Raw genomic sequence first — 19,871 nt, 5'->3', positions numbered from 1 at the left:
TCTTTGGCTCTTTGCAACTGGGAACACGTATGGTAAGATAAAAAAGCATCCATTTCCACGGAGGAGGCATCCGGGTTGAGTAAGTTGTGGTTGGAAGTTCTGATCTGTTTTCTGGCGGGAGCGGGCGCCGGACTGGGCACTGGCTTTGCTGGAATGAGCGCCGCCACGGTTATCAGCCCTATGCTTATTACATTTCTAGGCTTGCCTGCCTATGATGCCATCGGAATTGCACTGGCCAGCGATGTGCTGGCCAGTGCGGCCAGTGCCCGCACCTATGCCAAAAGCGGAGCCATTGACCTGAAAAACGGCCTGGTCATGATGTGCGGGGTACTTTGTATGACCATGGTGGGCAGTTGGCTATCCACCATGGTGCCCAACCGCACATTGGGAGGATTTTCGGTAATTATGACCCTGGTGCTGGGCCTAAAATTCCTGCTGCTGCCGGTGAAATCGGGTCAGCGTACGCTGCAGGGCGGCAGCCGGTGGCAGCGCATCCTCAAGGGGGCGCTGGGCGGGGCGTGTATCGGACTCATCTGCGGCTTTTTTGGCGCAGGCGGAGGCATGATGATGCTGATGGTCCTCACCGTGGTGCTGGGCTATGAGCTCAAGACAGCTGTGGGTACCAGTGTATTTGTGATGACCTTTTCAGCGCTGACCGGTGCGGTCAGCCATTTTGCCCTGGGGGCACCGCCCAGGTTGGATTTGCTGGTGCTGTGCGTGATTTTTACCCTGCTGTGGGCGCAGATCGCCGCACACATCGCTACGCGGGCCAGTTCCCGTATGCTCAACCGCCTGACCGGTGTGATCCTCACTGTGTTAGGTGTGATTTTGGTGGGCATTACCTATTTTTGACCACGAATCATGTGGAATCAGGAAAGAGGGATCAGGCAAATGAAAGTGAAAAAGCGCAGGAAGTTGCTCCTTGCTGTGGTGATCGGGGTGATAATACTGGTGGCAGCAATCCCCCCGATTGTACTGGCAGTGTCCAAGGCATTTACTGCCCAGGAGAGCGTAGTGCGCACCGACTGGGAGATAGAGACCGGCGACATTATTGGGCAGGACGAACAGTGGCAGGTGGAATATGCCGAGGCTGAACTGGGTGATGGCCTGCGGGCCATCCAGCTCATTCCGGAGGATATAGGGGAAGAAGGATTCACCTATTACGATCTGGAGGTCCAGCGGCGGCTGGAAGGGGCTTTGGAGAGTATGAAAGCCACTAACGACATGACCTGGACGGCCACTACGCCTCTGGCAGTGCTTAACCCATACGGTACGGGGAGCAATGGGTTATATCTGTACTTTGAGACTGACGTACCCACCAAGGTCAGCTACAACATCCACGTAGCGGTAGACGGCATCTCGGATTTTACTGCCGATGCAGCCGATGCCAGCGGGGAGGAGTACTCCAAGATCCATGAGTTCCAGATCATCGGTTTGGTGCCCGGTGAGACCAACGAAGTCACCCTGACCATGACTGGCAGTTGGGGCAATGTGCGGCAGATTGTCCGCTTCACGGTGGACATGCCTGAAAACCGCTCCGACTACGATACCCGTCTGGAAGTTACCCAGGGGACATCCGATCAGGCCCAGGCCGAAGGCTTGTTTACCATGATGCGGGTCAACGGTTATCTGGGGTACGGATTCTTTTTTGACAATGACGGCGTGATGCGCTATGAAATGGTGCTGGAAGGATTTGGTTTGGACCGGATCCTATTTGAGGATGGAGAGATGCTCACCTGCGTATCCTCCTCCAAATTGGCCCGGATCAACGGGCTGGGTCAGGTGACAGGAGTTTATCCACTGGATGGATATGAGCTGCACCATGATATTGGCTTCGGTGCCGATGGCGAGGTGCTGGCTCTGGCCGAACATGCGGAGGGAGAGACGGTAGAGGATCAGCTGCTCTCTATCGATTTGGAGAGCGGAGAAGTGACCAATCTTTTGGACTTCAGCCAGCTGATGCAGCCCTATTTTGATCAGACAAGGCCGGTTTCACCCACCGACGACTTTTTCTGGCAGGCAGGAGAGTGGGACTGGATCCACCTGAACAGCCTGCTCTATCTGCCGGAAGAGGACAGCCTTATCGTCTCCTCACGGGAGACCTCCACCATTATCAAAGTCACAGATCTCCATGGCGATGCCGCTGTGGACTGGCTGGCCGGAGATGCGCGTTTCTGGCAGGATACGGAGTATGCCGACCTCTGCCTGACCCAGGAAGGGGACTTTGTGCCCCAGTACGGGCAGCACTGTGTGGAGTATCTGCGGGACGGCGAAGAGGACGGAATCTACTATTTGGCGCTGTATAATAACAACTACTGGTCGCTCAATAGCCGGGATTTTGAAATGTCAGTGGCCGACAGTGTGGGTGTGGACCTGTACGGCGACGGGAGCGAGCGCAGCCAGGTATACATCTACCGCATTGACGAGAACCAGCGTACCTTTGCTCTGGAACAGAGCTTTGACGTGCCCTATTCCAGCATCGTTTCCAACGGTTCGCTGTGTGGAGACAACTGGGTGGTTAACAGCGGCGTGGCCATGGTGTTTGGAGAATACGATGCCGATGGCACGCTGATCCGGGAATATGCCTACGAGTGTACCATGCAAAACTACCGTACGTTTAAGTATGAAATGACAGACCTCTGGTTTCAGTAAATAATAGAAAAGGCTCCCGCCGCATCGAACTGCGGCGGGAGCCTTTTTGCCTTTTATTCTTTGGTTTCAGGAGCGGTTTCAAAAATAGTCTTGGCCGAGGCACACAGTCCGGCCAGTCCCTGAATCTCCGAGGGAATGATGATTTTGGTGGCTTTTCCGTCAGCAGCGGCCTGGAAAGCCTCCAGAGCCTTAATCTTCAGCACCGCGTCGTTGGGATTGGCATCATTGAGAAGCTTAAGCGCCTCGGCAGTGGCCTGCTGTACCTTCAAAATGGCTTCGGCCTCGCCCTCGGCCTTCATGATGGCGGCCTGCTTGGCTGCGTCGGCCCGAAGGATAAGGGACTGCTTTTCACCTTCGGCCACCAGGATCTGGCTCTGCTTCTGACCTTCGGCCTGAAGGATGGCTTCACGCCGCTCACGTTCGGCTTTCATCTGCTTTTCCATGGCGTCCTGGATCTCACGGGGCGGGATAATGTTCTTCAGCTCCACACGGTTGACTTTGATGCCCCAGGGATCGGTAGCCTCATCCAGGATAGCGCGCATCTTGGAGTTGATAATGTCGCGGCTGGTCAGGGACTGGTCCAGCTCCAGATCGCCGATGATGTTGCGCAGGGTGGTGGCGGTCAGATTCTCAATAGCGCTCATGGGATGCTCCACACCGTAGGTATAGAGCTTGGGGTCGGTGATCTGGAAATAGAGCACCGTATCGATCTGCATGGTTACGTTATCCTTGGTGATGACCGGCTGGGGCGCAAAGTCCACGACCTGCTCCTTCAGGGAGACCGCCTTGGCTACCCGCTCGATAAAGGGGACCTTGAAATGGATGCCCACGCCCCACACCGTGTGGAACGCGCCCAGCCGCTCGATGACATAAGCCTTGGACTGCTGCACGACCTTGATGTTGAGGGCCAGAACCAACAGAAACAGGACCACGAGAACGATGATCAGGATGGGAATAATGGGCGGCATATACAGACTCCTCCTTTTTACTTTTGTGCCGCGACGCACGGGGCGGGGGAGACCATGACCTTGACTCCCTCGATGCGCACCACGGTTACCTTAGTACCGGCGGGAATGACCAGCGAGTCCTCCACTGAGCGGGCGGTCCAGGGCGCGCCGTTTACCGTGACCTGTCCCTGAGCCCGCAGGTTATTGATCTCCTGAGTCACGATCCCTTCCGAGCCGATGGCCCTGTCGGCATTGGTGGCCACCCGGTGAGGATCGGCAAAACGCCGGGCCAAAGGCCGCACCACCAGCAGGCACAGGAATGAGACGATCAGGAATGCAGCAAACTGAATCCAGATGTTGCCCGTAAAAAAGGACAAGATCAGCGCACACAGGGCGCCGGCTGCAAACCAGATGGAGACCAGACCGACTGTGACCGCCTCCAGCACCAGAAGAAGCACCAGTGCCACCAGCCAGCAGATGCTGGGTATAGGCATATGGATCGCCCTCCTTTCAGAATTCTAAGGCTATCCTAGCACAACTATGGGAAAAAGAAAAGCATTTTTGCATTCCTGATTTGCCAAGCACGGGGAAATAAGGTATACTGCTGGTAATAGGACCGATGAGGGAAAAAAGGAGCTTGTCATGAACGATCTGCAACTGCTGATCCCGACGCTGTTCGGGCTGGAGGGCGTATGCGCCAATGAACTGCGGCGGCTGGGGCTGGAGGAAGTCCGGGCGGAGAACGGCCGGGTTTTCTGCCGGGCCCGTCCGGCGGATATCCCGCGGGTTAATCTGAACCTGCGCACCGGCGAGCGGGTGCTGCTGGTGCTGGGACGGTTCCCGGCGGAGGACTTTGACGCACTGTTTGAAGGAACCCGGGCACTGCCCTGGGAGGACTTTATCCCACGGGAGGGAAGCTTCCCGGTAAAGGGCTATGCCCTCAACTCCAAGCTGCACGCGGTGCCCGCCTGTCAGTCTATCGTGAAAAAGGCAGTGGCGGCCCGGCTGGGGTCGGCCTATGGACTGGAGACGCTGCCCGAGACCGGGCCGCTGTATCAGATCCAGTTTTCCATTATGAAGGATGAGGCTACGCTGATGCTGGATACCTCGGGAGCCGGCCTGCACAAGCGGGGCTACCGGGCGGTAGGGGTGGTGGCCCCCCTGCGGGAGACCCTGGCTGCCGCCATGGTGCTCCTTTCCCGCTATCGGGGAAAGGAACCTTTTTGCGATCCTTTCTGCGGCTCGGGTACCATCGCCATTGAGGCCGCTCTGATTGCCAAGAACCGGGCCCCCGGCCTCAACCGGGCCTTCTCCGCCCAGAAGTGGAAGTGGTTGGACAGCGGGCTGTGGCTGGAGGCTGCCGGCGAAGCCATGGATCAGGAGTACGACGGGGAATACGACATCTGGGGCGGCGACATCGATCCCCGGGCGGTGTATATTGCCCGCAGCAACGCCGAAAAGGCGGATGTGGAGAACCTGGTGCGCTTTGAAGTGGCCGACGCCACAAAATTTTACCGTGATGCGCCCAAGGGCCGGGTGGTCACCAATCCGCCCTACGGAGAACGCATTCTGGAAAAGCGGGAGGCTGAGGATCTCTACCGCGCGTTCGGACAGGCAGTCCGGAGCCTGAGCGAGGGGTGGGAACTGGCGGTGCTCTCCTCTCACACTGAGTTTGAGCGGACCTTTGGCCGCATGGCCGACCGCAAGCGCAAGCTTTATAACGGTATGATCAAGTGTGACTTGTTTTTCTATGGAGGCCAGAAGCGGGGAAAGAAGGGGTGAGAGCCATGAAAGCACGAGGCTTGGCGGCACTGCTGCTGTGCGTGGGATTGCTGTGCGTGCCGGTGTCCGCCGCACCTGCCGGAGCCACGGTCTGGGGATACAGCGAGGGGCTGGCCCAGTGCGAACTGAATGGGAAATGGGGCTATGTGGACGGACAGAGGAACGTGGTCATCCCCCTGCAGTATGACAGCATCGTCTCCTTCCAACTGGGCATCGCCGCGGTAAACCTAAACGGCAAGCTGGGGGTGATCCGGCAGGACGGGACCTACCTCATCCAGCCGGAGTATGATACTCTGCTGCCCATCGACTGCGGATTGTACATCGCGCAGAAGGGGGGCGGCTGGGGTGTGGTGAGCATCCTGCCGGTCCCCAATGGACAGGGGGGATCAGACGAGGTGCTCTACCCGCTGGAATATGACAGCGTGCAGGTGGCGGAACAGGGGGGCACCCAGGTGCTTACCATGACCAAAAACGGTGTGAGCACCAAGATCCCCGTCTTTGAATTGCCCGGAATTTTGGCTGAGCGTGGTGTGGATTCCGCCCAGTTTCCTCTGACACGGGGGAAATTGCCCGCCTTCAGCGACGTATCTCCCAGGGACTGGTATGCCTTGTGGGTAGATGTGGCCTATAATGTGGGACTTACCTCCGGCGTGGGCGGCGGCCGTTTTGCCCCGGAGCAAACCCTCAGTGTGGCGGAGGTGCTGAAGCTGGCCGCCACCATGGAGAGCCGGTACAAGGAGGACAACTTTCACCTTCGGCCTTCCGAGGGGCAGGCATGGTATCAGCCGGCGGTGGAGTATTGTCTGGCCAGCGGTATCATCCGACAGGGCGATTTTTCCGAGACGGACTATACCAGGCCGGTGACCCGGGCGGAGATGGCCCGTATTTTTGCCGCTACCAGTCTGGCACGGAGAATGCCTCAGATCAACAGCTTGACCCGGGTGATGGAGAGTATTCCCGATGTGGATAAGACGGTGCCTCAGGCCAACGCCATTTACAGCCTATATGCCAAAGGCATTTTTTCCGGCGTGGATGGTGAGCTGACGTTTCGCCCGGCGGACACGGTAAGCCGCGCCGAAGCGGCGGCCATCGTTTCCCGTATGGCCCGGGCCGAACAGCGGCTGACGCTTTGGTCCTGACGAACGGAGCAGAAGAAGGAGGAACTTTGGTTCGTGAAGCACCTTTTCCTAATGAATCCCCATGCGGGAAAATATGACCGTACCCAGGAGATGCGGGAGAAGATTCAGACCGCCATGCAGGGACGGGATGAGGAGTGGCAGGCCGCAGTGACGCAGTATCCTGGTCATGCGGCTGAATTGGCCCGGACGGCGGCGGAGACGGGGGAGGCCGTGCGCATCTATGCCTGTGGGGGAGATGGTACGCTCAATGAGGCGGTTGCCGGTGCCGCCGGGTATGACAATGCCGCCGTGACCCATTACCCCATGGGATCAGGCAATGATTTTCTTCGCATGTTTGGTCCCGATGCCTGCCGGTTTTATGATCTGAGCGCCTTGTTGGATGCGCCCCAAGCCCCCCTGGACCTGATCGAGTGCAACGGCCGGCTGGCGCTTAATGTGTGTTCGGTGGGGTTTGATGCACGGATTGGCCTGGGCGCTGCGGACTTTAAAAAGCTTCCGCTGGTGAGTGGGACGATGGCATATAAGCTCTCTGCGCTGCGGACCATTGTTCAGGGTATCCACCTGCCCTACCGGGTTGAGATCGACGGCGAGGTTTTGCCCGGAGAAGAATTTACCCTTCTGTGTGCCTGCAATGGCCGATACTATGGCGGGGGATTCAACCCCAGCCCGGATGCTATGCCGGACGATGGGCTGCTGAACTTTGTGGTCATCCCTGCCGTGTCCCGAATGACTGTGGCCTCTCTGATCGGCAAATATGCCAAAGGGGGAGCCGGGGAGATCGATGGGGTCATCCTGCGGCAGGGCCGGGAGATGCACATTACCTGTGACCGGGTCAGCGCCATCAATCTGGATGGGGAGGAACTGCTGGATTCTGAGCTCTCTATCTGTGTGTCTGCTAAAAAATTGAACTTTTTCTTTCCGACTGGTACTCACTGGGATCCTGGCAGGCGGGTACAAAACGCAAAAAAACGAAAAAATGAGAGAAATAGCGCGTTTGCAGTATATTAAGCGGGCTGGATAGAGCAGAAGGCACGCTGACATGCAAAATTAACAAATTATTAAAAAATCAGGACTTGCGGAAAGCCGCAAGTGAGGTTATTATTATAAGCAGGTTAGCACTCTGACAAAATGAGTGCTAACCTGCTGAATTGCTTAATAAGAAAAATAAAGATACATGTAAGGAGGAACCCATTATGAAACTCAAGCCCCTTGCTGACCGTGTGGTCATTAAGCTGGTGGAGGCCGAGGAGAAGACCAAGAGCGGCATTATCCTGACTGGTGCTGCCAAGGAGAAGCCCGAAGTGGCTGAAGTTATCGAGGTGGGCCCCGGCGGTATGGTGGACGGCAAGGAAGTCACCATGACTGTGAAGGTGGGCGACAAGGTCATTACCAGCAAGTACTCCGGCACCGAGGTCAAGGTGGACGGCGAAGAGTACACCATCGTCCGTCAGTCTGATATCCTGGCGATTGTCGAGTAAAGACCGTCCAGGGGGATTGTATCCCCTTGCTTTTACACGCAAAGGCGGTTGCCCGCCGGTGTCCTGGGCAGGCACATGTCCTGCTCCGGACAGATTTTAAATTTTATTCCGCCAAGGCGGAATTTTCATGGAGGTAATTCGTTATGGCTAAGATTATCTGCTACGGCGAGGAAGCCCGTCACGCTCTGGAGCGCGGCGTTAACCAGCTCGCTGATACCGTTAAGATCACGATGGGCCCCAAGGGCCGCAACGTGGTGCTGGACAAGAAGTTCGGCGCTCCCCTCATCACCAACGACGGTGTGACCATCGCCAAGGAGATCGAACTGGAGGATCCCTTTGAGAACATGGGCGCTCAGCTGGTGAAGGAAGTTTCCACCAAGACCAACGATGTGGCCGGCGACGGCACCACCACCGCCACCCTGCTGGCTCAGGCCATCATCCGCGAGGGCCTGAAGAACCTGGCTGCCGGTGCCAACCCCATGGTTATGAAGAAGGGCATTGCCAAGGCCACCACCGCTGCCATTGACGCCATCAAGGCCAACAGCCAGAAGGTCAACGGCTCTGACGACATTGCCCGCGTAGGCGCTGTGTCCTCCGGTGATGAGACCATCGGCAAGCTGATCGCCGAGGCCATGGAGAAGGTTTCCCACGACGGCGTCATCACCGTTGAGGAGTCCAAGACCGCTGAGACCTACAGCGAGGTCGTGGAAGGCATGCAGTTTGACCGGGGCTACATCACCCCCTATATGGTCACCGACACCGAGAAGATGGAGGCCGTCCTGGACGACGCGCTCATCCTGATCACCGACAAGAAGATCTCCAACATCCAGGAGCTGCTGCCCATCCTGGAGCAGGTGGTGCAGTCCGGCAAGAAGCTGCTGGTCATCGCCGAGGACGTGGAGGGCGAGGCTCTGTCCACCCTGATCGTCAACAAGCTGCGCGGCACCCTGAATGTGGTGTGCGTCAAGGCCCCCGGCTTCGGCGACCGCCGCAAGGAGATGCTGGAGGATATCGCTGTGCTGACCGGCGGTACCGTCGTCACTTCCGACATGGGCTATGAGCTGAAGGAAGCCACCATGGATATGCTGGGTCGTGCCCGCCAGGTGAAGGTCTCCAAGGAGAACACTATCATCGTGGACGGCGCCGGCAGCTCCGAGGCTATCAAGAACCGCACCAACCAGATCCGCAGCCAGATCGAGACCACCACTTCCGACTATGACCGCGAGAAGCTCCAGGAGCGCCTGGCCAAGATGGCCGGCGGCGTAGCCATCATCCGCGTGGGTGCTGCCACCGAGGTGGAGATGAAGGAGAAGAAGCTGCGCATCGAGGACGCCCTGAACGCCACCCGCGCCGCAGTTGAGGAAGGCATCGTGGCTGGCGGCGGTACCGCTTATGTGAACGCCGTGCCCGCCGTGGAGAAGCTGCTGGCCGAGACCGAGGGCGATGAGAAGACCGGCGTGCGCATCATTGCCAAGGCTCTGACCGAGCCCATGCGTCAGATCGCCACCAACGCCGGCATCGACGGCTCCGTGGTTCTGGAGAACGTGAAGAAGGCCGACAAGGTTGGCTATGGCTTCGACGCCTACAACGAGACCTATGTGGACATGATTTCCGCTGGCATCGTGGATCCCACCAAGGTGACCCGCTCCGCTCTGGAGAATGCCGCTTCTATTGCCGCTACCCTGCTGACCACCGAGTCCCTGGTGGCCGACAAGAAGGAGCCCGCTCCCGCGGCTCCCGCTGCCCCCGACATGGGCGGTATGTATTGATCCAACGCCAAGGTTTGGGCCCCCGGAACATGGTTCCGGGGGCCCCTTTTTTATGTGGTAAAAATATGGAACCTTTCCGGCTTGTTTTCGTCCATGCTTATGGTATGATTAAGGCAATGCAAGGCCTTAGATAAGAGAATGGAGGTATGGAAATGAAACGGCTTTTTTCCCTGCTTCTCAGCGCAGCACTGCTTACCAGCACCGCTCTGCCGGCGGCCTCGGCGGCAGATGCTGCCGACACCACTCTGACCCGACTGACCCAGTCAGTCAAGCAGACCCTGGAGCTGGACACGGAGGACTACTCCTCCTTCCGGGGAGATTACGCCGAGCAGGAGCTGGCTACTGTCTGGTATCTCTACTGGGATGGGGAAGACAGTTCTCTCTCGGTGAGTGCCCTGGAGGATGGAACCATTGTGGACTATAGTCTGGATGCCGACCAGGCGGTGACCGCTCCGGGGCAGAGTATGCCGGCCTTTCCCCAGGGAGACCCGGAGCAGGCCAAGGCAGCTGCGCAGGCATTTCTGGAGCGGGTGCTGGACCCGACCGTGGAATCGGTGGTTCTGGAGGCGCCCAGTGGACTGGACAGCCTCAACGGCACTAGCTATCGTTTCTCCGGCACGATTCTGATCCATGGGCTGCCTTCGCCCTTGAGCTATTCTATCACCGTGCGGGCCGAGGACAATGTGGTGACCCGGTTCTGGCGGGATGTGCCCGAGACCTCCTTTTTGGGTGACATCCCTGCGTCTAACGCGGATGTCAGCCAAAAACAGGCGGCGGAGCAGCTCCAGTCCACCCTGTCCATGCGCCTGGAGTACATTCTGCCGGAGGGAGCAGATACCGCCGTGCTCTGCTACCTGCCCAATCCAGTCCACAACTTCTACGTGGATGCCAAGACAGGGAAGCTGGTGGATCTGACCGAGCTGCAGCAGGATATGTACCTGTTCGGCGGTGAAAACAGCGCTGCTGGGGATGCTGCCGCCCCGGAGAGCGGCCTGTCCGAGGCGGAACAGGCCGGCATCCAGCAGATGGAGGGGGTACGCTCCTCCCAGACGCTGGACGAGGGGCTGCGGGCCGTGCCGGAATACGGCCTGAAGAACTATGAGCTGGTCCGCTCTACCTTCTCTGTGGGAGAGGAAGAGGAAGACGGCCAGGTTCCGGTGACCTGTTTGCTGCAGTACAGTTATTCCGCAGGGGACAGGGTATCCACCCGCACCTTTACCGTGGATGCCCGCACCGGTGAGGTGCAGGGGATCTACTCCTATTTGCCCTGGGAGGAGGGGGACAAAGCCGCCCTTACCTCTGCCCAGGCCCAGAGCCGGGCGGAGTCCTTCCTGCAGAGCTATTATGGGGGCCAATGGAGTCATTTGGCGCTCTATGAGACCTCAGGGCAGACGGTCGAGCCTCTGGACGACAGTGAGGACGGCCCCAGCTACGTCTTCCAGTTTGCCCGGCAGGAGAACGGCTATTTCTTCCCTGAGCAGTATTACACCGTGGGCATCGATGCCAAGGACGGCTCGGTGTGCAGCCTGTCCTATCAGTATGACCCATCGGTGTCCTTTGACTCCCCCGAAGGCGTGCTCTCTGACTCGGAAGCTCTGCAGGCCTGGATGGATACCTATGAGGTAACCCTGGGTTACCTCCTGGTGCCCCAGCCCCTGGACGGCTCTGACCCAGTGGAGCAGCGCCTGGAGCAGATGGGGTATACCTCCTATTACAATCTGAAGCTGGGCTACACCCTGGAACGTGAGACACTTTACCGGGGCATTGACGCCAAAACCGGTGAGCCCGTGTCCTATGCCTGGCAGGAGGAGCCGGAGGGACTGACCTACAGCGATCTGGAAGGGCACTGGGCCCAGAGCTACGCCCAGCGGCTGGCTCAGTACGGTGTGGGCTATGGAGGCGGAAGCTTTCAGCCGGACAAACCCCTCACCCAGTGGGAGCTGGTGTGTCTGCTTTACAGCCTGCAGAGCACCCCGCTGAACCCCGATGAAGCGGACGAGGAGATCCGGAACGCAGCCTATTCTGCCGCCTATAGCATGGGGGTTCTTACCAGGGAAGAGCGCAACGACACGGCTGTGCTTACCCGGAGCCAGCTGGTGCAGTACCTGCTGGATGGTGCGGGCTACGGCTCCGTGGCCCAGCTGGAAGGGATCTTTACCTGTGCCTATCCGGACCGGGATTCCATCCCCGCCGATGGACTGGGTTATGCCGCCCTGGCCCAGGGCCTGGGACTGGTGAGCGGTCCCTACGCCGGGACGCGGAGCGCCACCCGGGGCGAGGCCGCAGCCATGCTCTGCCGGCTGATGGAGCGCTGAGTACTGTCACGAATCAAAAAGCCCGGCCCCGCCATATGGCGGGGCCGGGCTTTTTTCGGCTGCATCACGGGCCGGGCCGGCAGAGCCGGGACAGATGCCGGGCCGCTGCGGACAAAAAAAGGCGCATTTCCCGGTCCACATACTTTCCCGTGTGATAGAACATCTGCAGCTGGATCTGCAGCGACAGCTCAGGCACAGGCAGGGTAACCAGCGCGCCGCTGGCCAGGGCGTCCCGGATGAGAAACCGGGGCAGCACCGAATAGCCCATCCCCTGGGTGAGCAGCTGAATGATCAATCCGGTGTCGTCTGACTCCAGAATGGGGGCAATGTACCGCCTGCGCTCGGCCAGGGCCCGTTCCAAGGTCCGGCGATAGCTGGCATCCTTCTCAGTGAGAATGCACGGACAGGCCAGCAGCGCATCCAGAGAGACAGCGCGCCCGGTGTGCAGCGGATGCCCGGGGGCGGCGCAGAACTCCACCTGCATGGGCAGGCGGAGAACGGGAGCAAACTCTGCCCGGCAGACTGGCTCATCCAGCACGATGACAAAATCCAGATCATTGTAGGCCAGCCGTTCATAGAGGTTGGCGGGGGTGTCGCTGGCTACCGAAATACACACTCCGGGATAGCGGCGGTGGAAACGGTGGAGCAGGGGCGGGAGGAGGCTGCCGCACAGCGAGCTGATGGTGCCGATGCGCAGCCGGCCGCCGGGAAGAGGAGCGTCTGGGGCCAGGGCGTCCGATGCCTCTTCGCTGAGGCGGAGCAGCTTCTGGCCGTAAGTATAGAGCCTGCGCCCGTCGTTGGTGAGAAACACCTTTTTGCCGATCCGGTCAAACAGGCAGGTGCCCAGATCTCGCTCCAGCTGCTGGATCTGGACGGTAATGGCAGCGGGGGAATAGCTCAGCAGCTCCGCAGCACGGGCGAAACTGCCGGTCTCGGCAATGGTGACAAAAGAGTGAAGCTTTTTCAGATCCAGATAGTCGTCCATAACGTTTAAAAATCCTAAATCATTTATTAAAATAATTCAACTTCACAAAATGATACAGATAGTATATACTTCCCGGCGTAAGAATGCAAGGGCGGTCCGGATCGGGCGGCCCGCGTCAGGAGGAGAACGCAATGGAACGCTCGGATAAACGCTATCAGGCATATGTAGACATTCTGCAGGAAGAACTGATCCCCGCAATGGGCTGCACCGAGCCCATTGCTCTGGCCTATGCCGCGGCTACGGCCCGGGATGTGCTGGGGGCACTGCCGGAGCGGGTGCGCATTCAGGCCAGCTCCAGCTTTATCAAAAACGTTAAGAGCGTCATCGTACCCAACACGGGACACCTGAAGGGCATGCCAGCCGCCGCTGCCGCAGGCATTGTGGCCGGTGTGGCGGAGCGAAAGCTGGAGGTTATCTCCCAAGTCACTCCGGAGCAGCAGGAGCAGATGCGTACCTTTCTGGAGCAGACCGAGTTTGAGCTGGAGATGCTGGACACGGACCATGCGTTTGAGCTGCTGGTGACCCTCTACCGAGGGGAGGACTCTGTCCGGGTGCATATTCTGGACCACCACACCAATCTGGTAGGCATCGAGAAAAACGGCCAGGTACTGCTGGAGCAGCAGAACGGTGAAACAGAGGAACAAGGGGCGGCCACGGACCACTCCCTGCTCAACATGGAGGATATCTACGACTTCATTACCACCATGGATACCAAGGACGTACAGACGATTCTGGACCGGCAGATTGCTTACAATACTGCCATTGCCGATGAGGGCCTGCGGGGCGACTACGGCGCCAATGTGGGCAAGGTACTGCTGGACGCCTATGGCAGTGACGTGAAAAATCGGGCCAAAGCACGGGCCGCAGCGGCCTCCGATGCCCGAATGAGCGGCTGTGAGCTGCCGGTTGTGATCAATTCCGGCAGCGGCAATCAGGGGATCACCTGCTCGGTGCCGGTCATCGAATATGCCGAGGAGCGAAACGTGCCGCGGGACAAGCTCTACCGGGCCCTGGCCCTGTCCAACCTGACGGCCATTCATCTGAAAACGGGCATCGGGACCTTGTCAGCCTACTGCGGAGCGGTGAGCGCGGGAGCGGCCGCCGGGGCGGGCATTGCCTATTTGACTGAGGATAGCTTTGATGTGGTCAAGCATACGGTGGTCAACGCCCTGGCGGTGGTCTCTGGCATCCTGTGTGATGGAGCCAAGCCTTCCTGCGCGGCCAAAATTGCCGCAGCCATCGATGGGGCGCTGCTGGGACTGGATCTATACCGGCGAGGCCAGCAGTTTTACAATGGGGACGGTATCGTCATGCGCAACATCGAAGAGACCGTCCGCGGTGTAGGGATCATTGGAAAATACGGTATGCGGTCGACCAACGAGGAGATCATCCATCTGATGCTGGGGGACTGACCCGCTGGGATATGGCGGGAGCTGTCCTGGAGTGGCAGGAGGAGAAGGGACCGTCTACTGGTGAATAGGGGGCAGGGGGACCAGGAGTGCCGGAGCCGGCATACCTGGTCCCCTTGCTGTTTTTTGTGGAAAAAGTTATCCACAAATAGGGATGAAAAAGTGGAAAAATACATGAAAAAGAGCGATTTCAAAAACCATTCGACAGAACATGTCAGGATTCGCTGCAATATGCCCTGGAACCGGGTGGCGGAGACGGGAAACAGGACGAAGGGTGGCGAATGGTGTCGTATCCTGCGAAAGGCGAAACTTTACAAATGCTGGAAAATACAATATAATGGGAGCGGTGATAGGAGAAACGAGAGGAGGACACAAGATGAGGGAAATGTTGGCGGACTCCTGCAAAGAAGTGGGAGAGGACGGCACAGAACACTGTTTTGAGTACATCATTCTGGTGGACGAGATGGAGGTATCCGGCGGTCTGTTTTGCGAGAGCTACGGAGTGCGGGTGGTGCGGGAGGACGGCGAATCAGCCGAGGTGCGCAACCTGACGGTTCGGGTGGAACGGATCGATGAGCTGGTGGAATTGCTCCGGCGTAATGCGGTATCTCCGGTCACGCTGCGGGATGTGGTAGAAGACTGGCTGTAAGCCGTCCGTGGACTTTTATTGACAGTTTCTCCAAAATCGGCTATGATAGCAGACATGACTGCTGTGTGTGGCAGGATCGTGTGAAGGAGGAAGAGACTGTTGTGAAAGAGAGAGAGACCTTTGCGTCACGGCTGGGGTTTGTTTTGATCTCGGCCGGATGCGCCATTGGACTGGGCAATGTGTGGCGGTTCCCTTATATTGTAGGACAATATGGCGGAGCGGCCTTTGTACTGATTTATCTGGTGTTCCTGGTCATTATGGGGCTGCCCATCATGGCGATGGAGTTTGCGGTCGGCCGGGCCAGCCGCAAGAGTATCATTGTATCCTTTCAGCAGCTGGAGCCCAAGGGCACCAAGTGGCACTGGTACGGCTGGTTTGGTATGGCGGGCAACTACCTGCTGATGATGTTTTATACCACCATTGCCGGCTGGCTGATGCTCTATTTCTTTAAAATGGGAATGGGCAGCTTCCGAGGCCTGGATACTGCCGGTGTGGGCGAGGCCTTCAGCGCTGTGCAGGCCAATGTGGGCATCCAGGTGCTGTTTATGGGCATCGTGGTGGTGCTGGGTATGCTGGTGTGCAGCCGGGGGCTGAAGAACGGGGTAGAGAAGGTCAATAAAGCCATGATGCTTTGCCTGCTGGCGCTGCTGGTGGTACTGGCCATTCGGGCCGTGACGCTGCCCGGCGCCGTAGAGGGACTGAAGTTCTATCTGGTACCCAATTTCCAGAACCTGATGTATGGACCTGACGGGCAGTTCCGTCTGGGCGAGGCGGTATATGCCGCCATGGGACAGGCTTTCTTTACCCTGAGCCTGGGTATCGGCGCTATGGCTATTTTTGGCAGCTACATTGGTAAGGAACGGCGTCTGTTTGGTGAGGCCATCAGTGTGGGCATCCTGGATACCTGCGTGGCGTTTGTGGCAGGTCTGATTATTTTTCCCTCCGCGTTCGCCTTTGGTGTCAACCCCGACGCGGGTCCCACTCTGATTTTTGTGACCCTGCCCAATGTATTCAACGCCATGCCCGGCGGACGACTGTGGGGCGCGCTGTTTTTCCTGTTTTTGTTCTTCGCCGCTTTGTCCACCGTCACGGCGGTATTTGAAAACATCCTGGCCTGCTGGATGGATAAGTGGGGAATCTCCCGCGGGAAGGCCGTGCTGGCCAACCTGGTGCTCATCTTCCTGTTGAGCCTGCCTTGCCTGCTGGGTAATAACCTCTGGTCCGGTGTAAAGCTGCTGGGGATGGGAATCATGGATTTTGAGGACTTCCTGGTCAGCAACAATTTGCTGCCCATTGGTTCGGTGATCTACCTGCTGTTCTGCTGTGTATCCAGCAAGCGGGCCTGGGGTTATGAGAATTTCCTGCAGGAGGCCGATCAGGGAAAGGGCATCCGCTTCCCCGCCCTGTTCCGGACCTATTTTACCTATATCCTGCCCATCATCGTGCTGATCATTTTTGCCGTGGGCTATTGGGATAAGTTTAAAGCGGTGCTGATGCCCCTGTTTGGAATGGGCTGAGCATGAAAAAGCAAAAAGCCGCCGGATGATCCGGCGGCTTTTTTTATGCATTGTGGGTTAAACTGAGCGACTCGATCTCCCGCTCAAACGCGGCTCGTTCCTCTTCAGAGCCGTGGACCTTGACCTCTACAGGCTGGGACAGATCCAGAGAAAACAGACCCATAATGGATTTTGCATCTACGACATACCGGCCGGAGAGCACATCCACCTCACAGGTGCAGCGGGTGGCCGCGTTTACGAAGCGGCGGACATCCTCAATGGAGGACAGGGATACCAGAAACGCAGACATGAGCGTCCCTCCTGAAATCATTCTGTACAAGGACGGTGTCCTTGCCGTATAATAGAGCCTGTCCCCATTATAGACACGTGTGGGGAAAAAATTCAACGATAATACCGCCCGACCGGGAGGAAATCTATGATTTCCACAAACCGCGGCGGCGATGCAAGAGGGACAGCCATGCGAGTTGCTATTTATACCTTGGGCTGCAAGGTCAACCAATATGAGACCCAGGCCATGGGGGCCGAACTTATCCGCCGGGGGCACACTCTGGTGCCTTTTGACGGGGAGGCGGAGGCCTATATCATCAATACCTGCACCGTCACAGCGGTGAGCGACAAGAAATCCCGCCAGATGATCCGGCAGGCCCGCAAGCGCTCTCCCCACGCCATCGTGGCGGTATGCGGCTGCTATGCCCAGACTGACCCAGAGGCGGTGGAACAGCTGGAGGTCGATCTGATTATGGGCACCGCCGACCGGATGGGTTTTCTGGACCGGCTGGAGGCCCTGAGCCCGGATGGCGGCCAGGTGGTGGAGGTGGACGACGCACTCCGCCGCAGAAGCTATGAGCACCTGCCCGCCGGCGGGCTGGAGGGCCGCACCCGGGCCATGCTGAAGGTGGAGGACGGCTGCGTCAACTTCTGCACTTACTGTATCATTCCCTATGCCCGGGGGCCCATCCGCTCCCTGCCTCTGGACCAGGCCGCCGCTGAGGCCGCCCGGCTGGCGGCGGAGGGCTACAAGGAACTGGTGCTTACCGGCATTGAGATCTCCTCCTGGGGCCGGGACCTGGAGGGCAAGCCGGGGCTGATGGATCTGATCGAGGCGGTGTGTCTGGCCGCTCCCGGCTGCCGGGTGCGGCTGGGCTCTCTGGAGCCCCGTACCATCACCGAGGAGTTCTGCCGCCGGGGGACGGCCCTGCCCAACCTGTGTTCCCACTTCCACCTGTCCATGCAGTCGGGCTGCGACAGCGTTTTGCAGCGGATGAACCGGAAATATGATACCGAACGGTATTATGAGAGCGTCCGATTACTGAGAGAATACTTTGACCGCCCCGGGATCACCACCGATCTCATTGTAGGCTTCCCAGGGGAGACCGAGGAGGAGTTTTCTCAGACGCTGGAGTTCATCCAGAAGTGCGCCTTCTCCGCCATGCACATCTTCCCCTACTCCCGCCGTTCCGGCACCCCTGCCGCCGCCATGCCCGGGCAGGTGCCCAACGCGGTGAAGGAGGAGCGGGCCCACCGGGCGGGAGCCGTGGCCCGCGACATGCATCGTTCCTGGCTGGAAAGCTGGATCGGGGAGACCCTGCCGGTGCTGTTTGAGGAGGAAAAGGATGGCCTGTGGCGGGGGCACGCCCCCAATTACACTGAGGTGTTTGCCTCCGGCGATGGATTACATAATGTAATCTGCAATGTAAAAATAACAGGCCTTCATGGCGAAGGCCTGTTGGGAAACCTCAATCGGTAAGATCTTTCGACCGGAATTTGGCTTTGAACGCCTCCTGCCAGGCGTCCAGCCGCTCCCGGGGGAGCAGCCAGTTGATAAACAGGGACATGACCACGCCCACACCGGTGTCCAGCATGCGGTTGAGGGAGTAAGAGATGTAGTCATCGGGACCGATGGAAAACAGCAGCAGGCAGAGCACCACGCCGCCGGGCTGGACCGCTCCCACCCAGAAGACCTGGGCCAGAATAATGAGAATGACCACGCCCACGAACAGAAGGGGTACCAACAGCAGGTGGTTGTCCCCCTCCGGATAGAAGATCAGGTAAATGCGGTAGAGGATAATACCCAGAAAACCGCCGATGATGGTGCCGAACAGACGGTTGCCGCCGTGGAGCTTGGAGTGGTCCAGATTGGCCCCCATGCCGAAAATGGCGCCGATGCAGGCGAAGGCGGGATTCCGATTCAGAAAATAATAGATCAGGGCGCAGAGGGAGGCGGAAAGGGCGGTCTTGAGGTTGCGCAGTCCGATATGGATTACGGGCTTCTGGGCGGATTCTTTCACGATCATCACGCTCCTGGGCGTCAATACAGATAAATATAAGATAGCACAAAATTCCTGCCATTTCCAGTTTAAAATCGAAATGGCGCAATCAAAAAACAGGAGGACTGACATGAGCCGCGCCGACGAATTGTTTATACAGAACTGCAAGGATATTCTGGCCAACGGAGTGTGGGACACCGACCAGCAAGTGCGTCCACGGTGGGACGACGGGACCCCAGCCCACACGGTAAAAAAATTTGGTATCATCAACCGCTACGATCTGCGGGAGGAATTTCCGGTGCAGACCATCCGAAAGATGGCCTTCAAAAGCGCGCTGGACGAACTTTTATGGATCTGGCAGAAGAAGTCCAACAACATCCACGACCTGAGCTCCCATATCTGGGATGCCTGGGCCGATGAAAATGGCTCCATCGGCAAGGCCTACGGCTATCAGTTGGGGGTGAAACACATCTACCCTGAGGGGGAGTTCGACCAGGTGGACCGGGTGCTCTACGATCTGAAGCACAACCCGGCTTCCCGGCGCATCCTGACCAATCTCTACAACCACCACGACCTGCACGAGATGGCCCTCTATCCCTGCGCCTACTCCATGACCTTCAACGTCAGCGGAAAGACGCTCAACGCGATCCTCAACCAGCGCTCTCAGGATATGCTCACCGCTAACGGATGGAACGTGATGCAGTACGCTGCCCTGGTTTACATGTTGGCCCAGGTCTCCGGACTGGAGGCGGGGGAGCTGGTCCACGTTATTGCCGATGCCCATATCTACGACCGCCATGTGCCGGTGGTGGAGGAGCTCATCGCCCGGACGCCCTACGAGGCACCCAAGCTGTGGATCGACCCGTCTGTCACCGATTTCTATGCCTTCACCAAGGACAGCCTAAAGCTGGAGGGTTATCAGTTCCACACCCTGGACCAGCCCATCCCGGTGGCGGTATAAA

Annotated in this window: 18 protein-coding genes; 13 read left to right on the top strand and 5 right to left on the bottom strand. The window is 58.3% G+C overall.

Features of this window, described 5'->3' with window-relative positions:
- Positions 1–75 precede the first annotated feature (75 nt).
- On the top strand, positions 76–852 hold the full coding sequence (locus tag WMO45_RS05155) for a sulfite exporter TauE/SafE family protein (RefSeq protein WP_349139501.1): 777 nt from the start codon (positions 76–78) through the stop codon (positions 850–852).
- Between the two features lie 39 nt (positions 853–891).
- Positions 892–2,652 carry an aryl-sulfate sulfotransferase gene (locus tag WMO45_RS05150; RefSeq protein ID WP_349139500.1) on the top strand — a complete coding sequence of 587 codons (1,761 nt, stop codon included), beginning with the start codon at positions 892–894 and terminating at the stop codon, positions 2,650–2,652.
- A 53-nt stretch (positions 2,653–2,705) separates the two neighbouring features.
- Here the strand turns inward: WMO45_RS05150 and WMO45_RS05145 are convergent, their stop codons facing one another.
- Both WMO45_RS05145 and WMO45_RS05140 read right to left on the bottom strand, forming a co-directional pair.
- Positions 2,706–3,620, bottom strand: coding sequence for an SPFH domain-containing protein (locus WMO45_RS05145; protein ID WP_349139499.1), 915 nt, complete (start codon positions 3,618–3,620; stop codon positions 2,706–2,708).
- A 17-nt stretch (positions 3,621–3,637) separates the two neighbouring features.
- The gene (locus WMO45_RS05140) at positions 3,638–4,093 is read right to left on the bottom strand and encodes an NfeD family protein (RefSeq protein ID WP_349139498.1); all 456 of its coding nucleotides are present in this window, start codon (positions 4,091–4,093) and stop codon (positions 3,638–3,640) included.
- A 148-nt stretch (positions 4,094–4,241) separates the two neighbouring features.
- On the opposite strand from WMO45_RS05140, the gene WMO45_RS05135 reads away from it, so the two are divergent.
- The 6 genes from WMO45_RS05135 (at position 4,242) to WMO45_RS05110 (ending at position 12,082) form a co-directional block, all read left to right on the top strand.
- Entirely contained in the window at positions 4,242–5,381 is a 1,140-nt protein-coding gene (locus WMO45_RS05135) for a THUMP domain-containing class I SAM-dependent RNA methyltransferase (RefSeq protein ID WP_349139497.1), read from the top strand.
- A gap of 5 nt (positions 5,382–5,386) precedes the next feature.
- Positions 5,387–6,520, top strand: coding sequence for a WG repeat-containing protein (locus WMO45_RS05130; protein WP_349139496.1), 1,134 nt, complete (start codon positions 5,387–5,389; stop codon positions 6,518–6,520).
- Between the two features lie 33 nt (positions 6,521–6,553).
- Positions 6,554–7,528 carry a diacylglycerol/lipid kinase family protein gene (locus tag WMO45_RS05125; RefSeq protein WP_349139495.1) on the top strand — a complete coding sequence of 325 codons (975 nt, stop codon included), beginning with the start codon at positions 6,554–6,556 and terminating at the stop codon, positions 7,526–7,528.
- Positions 7,529–7,713: 185 nt separating this feature from the next.
- A complete protein-coding gene (locus WMO45_RS05120; RefSeq protein ID WP_349139494.1) occupies positions 7,714–7,998 on the top strand; it encodes a co-chaperone GroES in 285 nt (94 codons plus the stop codon).
- Between the two features lie 143 nt (positions 7,999–8,141).
- Positions 8,142–9,767: a chaperonin GroEL gene (groL, locus tag WMO45_RS05115; RefSeq protein ID WP_349139493.1), complete on the top strand. Its 1,626-nt coding sequence runs from the start codon at positions 8,142–8,144 to the stop codon at positions 9,765–9,767.
- Between the two features lie 152 nt (positions 9,768–9,919).
- Positions 9,920–12,082 (top strand): S-layer homology domain-containing protein, encoded by a 2,163-nt coding sequence (locus WMO45_RS05110; protein ID WP_349139492.1) that lies wholly within the window; start codon positions 9,920–9,922, stop codon positions 12,080–12,082.
- Between the two features lie 64 nt (positions 12,083–12,146).
- On the opposite strand, the gene WMO45_RS05105 is transcribed toward WMO45_RS05110, so the two are convergent.
- Positions 12,147–13,067: a LysR family transcriptional regulator gene (locus WMO45_RS05105; protein ID WP_349139491.1), complete on the bottom strand. Its 921-nt coding sequence runs from the start codon at positions 13,065–13,067 to the stop codon at positions 12,147–12,149.
- Between the two features lie 131 nt (positions 13,068–13,198).
- On the opposite strand from WMO45_RS05105, the gene WMO45_RS05100 reads away from it, so the two are divergent.
- The 3 genes from WMO45_RS05100 (at position 13,199) to WMO45_RS05090 (ending at position 16,642) form a co-directional block, all read left to right on the top strand.
- On the top strand, positions 13,199–14,479 hold the full coding sequence (locus WMO45_RS05100; RefSeq protein ID WP_349139490.1) for an L-cysteine desulfidase family protein: 1,281 nt from the start codon (positions 13,199–13,201) through the stop codon (positions 14,477–14,479).
- Between the two features lie 373 nt (positions 14,480–14,852).
- The gene (locus tag WMO45_RS05095) at positions 14,853–15,125 is read left to right on the top strand and encodes a DUF6514 family protein (RefSeq protein ID WP_349139489.1); all 273 of its coding nucleotides are present in this window, start codon (positions 14,853–14,855) and stop codon (positions 15,123–15,125) included.
- Positions 15,126–15,226: 101 nt separating this feature from the next.
- Positions 15,227–16,642 (top strand): sodium-dependent transporter, encoded by a 1,416-nt coding sequence (locus tag WMO45_RS05090; RefSeq protein WP_349139488.1) that lies wholly within the window; start codon positions 15,227–15,229, stop codon positions 16,640–16,642.
- A gap of 43 nt (positions 16,643–16,685) precedes the next feature.
- Here WMO45_RS05090 and WMO45_RS05085 read toward each other — a convergent pair whose 3' ends face one another.
- Complete coding sequence (locus tag WMO45_RS05085) at positions 16,686–16,931, bottom strand: HPr family phosphocarrier protein (RefSeq protein ID WP_349139487.1); 246 nt, start codon at positions 16,929–16,931, stop codon at positions 16,686–16,688.
- Positions 16,932–17,057: 126 nt separating this feature from the next.
- Between WMO45_RS05085 and mtaB the strand changes: the two genes are divergently transcribed.
- Positions 17,058–18,389 carry a tRNA (N(6)-L-threonylcarbamoyladenosine(37)-C(2))-methylthiotransferase MtaB gene (mtaB, locus tag WMO45_RS05080; protein ID WP_349139486.1) on the top strand — a complete coding sequence of 444 codons (1,332 nt, stop codon included), beginning with the start codon at positions 17,058–17,060 and terminating at the stop codon, positions 18,387–18,389.
- Here the strand turns inward: mtaB and WMO45_RS05075 are convergent.
- A complete protein-coding gene (locus WMO45_RS05075; protein ID WP_349139485.1) occupies positions 18,379–18,930 on the bottom strand; it encodes an FUSC family protein in 552 nt (183 codons plus the stop codon). The two genes, mtaB and WMO45_RS05075, sit on opposite strands and share 11 nt — an antisense overlap.
- Before the next feature lie 109 nt (positions 18,931–19,039).
- Here WMO45_RS05075 and thyA point away from each other — a divergent pair, with 109 nt between their 5' ends.
- On the top strand, positions 19,040–19,870 hold the full coding sequence (thyA, locus tag WMO45_RS05070) for a thymidylate synthase (RefSeq protein ID WP_349139484.1): 831 nt from the start codon (positions 19,040–19,042) through the stop codon (positions 19,868–19,870).
- The last annotated feature ends 1 nt before the right edge of the window (position 19,871 follow it).

Origin of the sequence: Flavonifractor hominis (genome assembly GCF_040095835.1) — a bacterium.
Lineage (GTDB): Bacteria > Bacillota > Clostridia > Oscillospirales > Oscillospiraceae > Flavonifractor > Flavonifractor hominis.
Note: the sequence above shows the minus strand (reverse complement) of the source record. Positions and strands in the feature narration are given on the sequence as shown.

Bases quoted from the DNA above. Each gene is read 5' to 3' on its own strand.
- WMO45_RS05150 (WP_349139500.1), top strand. From the start codon at position 892: ATGAAAGTGAAAAAGCGCAGGAAGTTGCTCCTTGCTGTGGTGATCGGG.
- WMO45_RS05145 (WP_349139499.1), bottom strand. From the start codon at position 3,620: ATGCCGCCCATTATTCCCATCCTGATCATCGTTCTCGTGGTCCTGTTT.
- WMO45_RS05140 (WP_349139498.1), bottom strand. From the start codon at position 4,093: ATGCCTATACCCAGCATCTGCTGGCTGGTGGCACTGGTGCTTCTTCTG.
- WMO45_RS05135 (WP_349139497.1), top strand. From the start codon at position 4,242: ATGAACGATCTGCAACTGCTGATCCCGACGCTGTTCGGGCTGGAGGGC.
- WMO45_RS05130 (WP_349139496.1), top strand. From the start codon at position 5,387: ATGAAAGCACGAGGCTTGGCGGCACTGCTGCTGTGCGTGGGATTGCTG.
- WMO45_RS05120 (WP_349139494.1), top strand. From the start codon at position 7,714: ATGAAACTCAAGCCCCTTGCTGACCGTGTGGTCATTAAGCTGGTGGAG.
- groL (WP_349139493.1), top strand. From the start codon at position 8,142: ATGGCTAAGATTATCTGCTACGGCGAGGAAGCCCGTCACGCTCTGGAG.
- WMO45_RS05110 (WP_349139492.1), top strand. From the start codon at position 9,920: ATGAAACGGCTTTTTTCCCTGCTTCTCAGCGCAGCACTGCTTACCAGC.
- WMO45_RS05105 (WP_349139491.1), bottom strand. From the start codon at position 13,067: ATGGACGACTATCTGGATCTGAAAAAGCTTCACTCTTTTGTCACCATT.
- WMO45_RS05100 (WP_349139490.1), top strand. From the start codon at position 13,199: ATGGAACGCTCGGATAAACGCTATCAGGCATATGTAGACATTCTGCAG.
- WMO45_RS05095 (WP_349139489.1), top strand. From the start codon at position 14,853: ATGAGGGAAATGTTGGCGGACTCCTGCAAAGAAGTGGGAGAGGACGGC.
- WMO45_RS05085 (WP_349139487.1), bottom strand. From the start codon at position 16,931: ATGTCTGCGTTTCTGGTATCCCTGTCCTCCATTGAGGATGTCCGCCGC.
- mtaB (WP_349139486.1), top strand. From the start codon at position 17,058: ATGATTTCCACAAACCGCGGCGGCGATGCAAGAGGGACAGCCATGCGA.
- thyA (WP_349139484.1), top strand. From the start codon at position 19,040: ATGAGCCGCGCCGACGAATTGTTTATACAGAACTGCAAGGATATTCTG.